At 45.2% G+C, this 2,478-nt stretch carries 4 protein-coding genes; 3 read left to right on the top strand and 1 reads right to left on the bottom strand.

Going from position 1 to position 2,478, the window contains the following annotated elements:
* Positions 1-86 precede the first annotated feature (86 nt).
* Complete coding sequence (locus QVO97_RS11475; protein ID WP_022360458.1) at positions 87-380, bottom strand: helix-turn-helix domain-containing protein; 294 nt, start codon at positions 378-380, stop codon at positions 87-89.
* Positions 381-908: 528 nt separating this feature from the next.
* On the opposite strand from QVO97_RS11475, the gene pyrH reads away from it, so the two are divergent.
* The 3 genes from pyrH to QVO97_RS11490 all read left to right on the top strand — a co-directional run.
* Complete coding sequence (pyrH, locus tag QVO97_RS11480; RefSeq protein WP_022360459.1) at positions 909-1,610, top strand: UMP kinase; 702 nt, start codon at positions 909-911, stop codon at positions 1,608-1,610.
* 13 nt (positions 1,611-1,623) lie between these two features.
* The gene (gene frr / locus QVO97_RS11485) at positions 1,624-2,178 is read left to right on the top strand and encodes a ribosome recycling factor (RefSeq protein WP_022360460.1); all 555 of its coding nucleotides are present in this window, start codon (positions 1,624-1,626) and stop codon (positions 2,176-2,178) included.
* A 125-nt stretch (positions 2,179-2,303) separates the two neighbouring features.
* Positions 2,304-2,478 (top strand): undecaprenyl diphosphate synthase family protein (locus tag QVO97_RS11490; protein ID WP_288189742.1); only part of this gene is annotated, 175 nt, incomplete at its 3' end.

Raw genomic sequence — 2,478 nt, forward strand, 5'->3', positions numbered from 1 at the left:
ACACAAAAAAGGGTTCCAATCTATCTTCGGAACCCTAAAATGTCATGCTTTAAAGAAATTCATGAATCTACGTGCTCTATCATGATTTATTCATGAAAATCCTGCGGTTTCTCATCACGGAAATCGAGCAGGGCGCGCGGTGCAACCTGCAGAACACCTGCAATATCAAAGAGACTCTCTAAGGAAAGACTCGTTTTCATGTTCGGTGCCTCGATGTTGGATATATGAGTCCGGCTTAAATCGGTCGCCTCTGCTAAAGCCATCTGGCTCATGCCGCGGAGTTTGCGGTAATAAGCGATGTTGAGACCTATCTGACGGTAATATTTTTCATAACGGTTTGTCTGCTGCTTGTTAATTTGTTTTTGATCGATTGCTGTCATATTTTTCAAGTGCCTCCCCGATCCGAAAGAATCATGTGTTATTGTTATTTCAGAGATAATAAATAATTACAACTGATATAACTATTGTAGCTGGAAATTGATTTTTATCAAACAATATAATGATTCAAATTTGCAATATTATAAAATGCATATCCAATAAAATAATGCACATACATGGATTGCACCCAGAAAGGTTCTTAAATAATGCACAGAAAAAGATTGCAGAGGATAAGTGCAGATAAATAATGAGAAGCTGGGGGCAGAATGAGAGCGGCGGGAAAAGGTGAAATAGAAAAAAAGTAAAACAGGCGCTAAAATTTGAGAAAAAAATGAAAAACAGGGCGAAGAATCCGTATACAGAAAGGCGTTTGGGGAAAAGGATGAAAGGATGCACAGGATTTACGAAAATTCTATCGCACATTCGGATTTTTTGTGGTAGAATATCTTTGATAAGGTGACGCGGCTTTTTACGGTCATCACAGATAAAATGTACATCAGAACGTACATATAGACAGGGAGAACCGAATTATGGAATTAAAGCGGGTATTACTGAAGCTGAGCGGAGAAGCGCTGGCAGGCGACAAGAAAATCGGGTTTGATGAAGCAACGGTCAAGGAAGTAGCCAGACAGGTTAAGACGGCGGTCGATGACGGAATCGAAGTAGGTATCGTGATCGGCGGCGGAAACTTCTGGAGAGGTCGCCAGAGCAATGCAATCGATCGGACCAAGGCGGATCAGATCGGAATGCTGGCAACGGTCATGAACTGTATTTACGTGTCGGAGATCTTCCGGAGCGAAGGCATGATGACACAGATTCTGACACCATTTGAGTGCGGCTCCATGACGAAGCTGTTTTCAAAGGACAGAGCCAATAAATATTTCTCAAAGGGTATGGTCGTATTTTTTGCAGGTGGTACAGGTCATCCGTATTTCTCAACTGATACCGGCGTAGCGCTGCGTGCGATTGAGATGGATGCAGACTGCATTCTTCTGGCTAAGGCGATCGACGGCGTATATGACAGCGATCCGAAGATCAACCCGGATGCAAAGAAGTATGATACGATCACGATTCAGGAGGTGATCGACAAGCAGCTGGCGGTCGTAGACCTCACAGCTTCCATCATGTGTATGGAAAATCACGTTCCGATGGCAGTATTCAGCCTGAATGAAAAAGACGGAATTGTAAATGCAATGCGCGGAAAAATTAACGGTACAGTGGTTACCGCATAACTAGGAGGATTTTATGCAGGAGAGATTAAAAGTTTACGAAGAGAAGATGAATAAGTCCTATGACGCACTGCTGAATGAGTATACATCCATTCGTGCTGGACGTGCGAACCCGCATGTACTGGACAAAATCAAAGTAGATTACTACGGCGCACCGACCCCGTTACAGCAGGTGGCAAATATCTCTGTGCCGGAGCCGCGTATGATTCTGATCCAGCCGTGGGAGAAGAAGCTCATTAAGGACATCGAGAAAGCGATCCTGACTTCCGATCTGGGTATCAACCCGAACAACGATGGAAGTGCAGTCCGCCTGATTTTCCCGGAGCTTACTGAGGAACGCCGTAAAGATCTGGCAAAGGATGTTAAGAAAAAGGGCGAGGGCGCGAAGGTTGCAGTCCGCAATATCCGCCGTGATGCAAACGATCTGTTAAAGAAGCTGGAAAAAGGCGGCGAGATCACCGAGGACGAGCTGGCAGATGGCGAGGATCAGATCCAGAAGCTGACTGACAAGATGATCGCAAAGGTTGATAAAGCAGTAGAAGAAAAAACAGCTGAGATCATGACTGTATAAAAATACAATAGAGTTTAAATGTAAAAATCAGGCTGCCTCAAGCAGGGCTGGCCGGCATTGCAGATGCGGATGGCCGGCTGGTCCTGTTTTCTGGCTATTAAGGGAATATTATGGAGGAAAACTGGATGGAAAGGGACATCGAAAACCTGGTAATTCCGCAGCATGTCGCCCTCATTCTGGATGGCAACGGCAGATGGGCGAAGAAGAGAGGTCTTCCGAGAACCGTAGGTCATAAACAGGGGTGTGTGACGGTTGAACAGACGGTTGAGGATGCAGCGAGACTGGGAATCCGTTATCTGA

Source organism: Clostridium sp. CAG:43 (assembly GCF_000434655.1).
GTDB lineage: Bacteria > Bacillota > Clostridia > Lachnospirales > Lachnospiraceae > Otoolea > Otoolea fessa.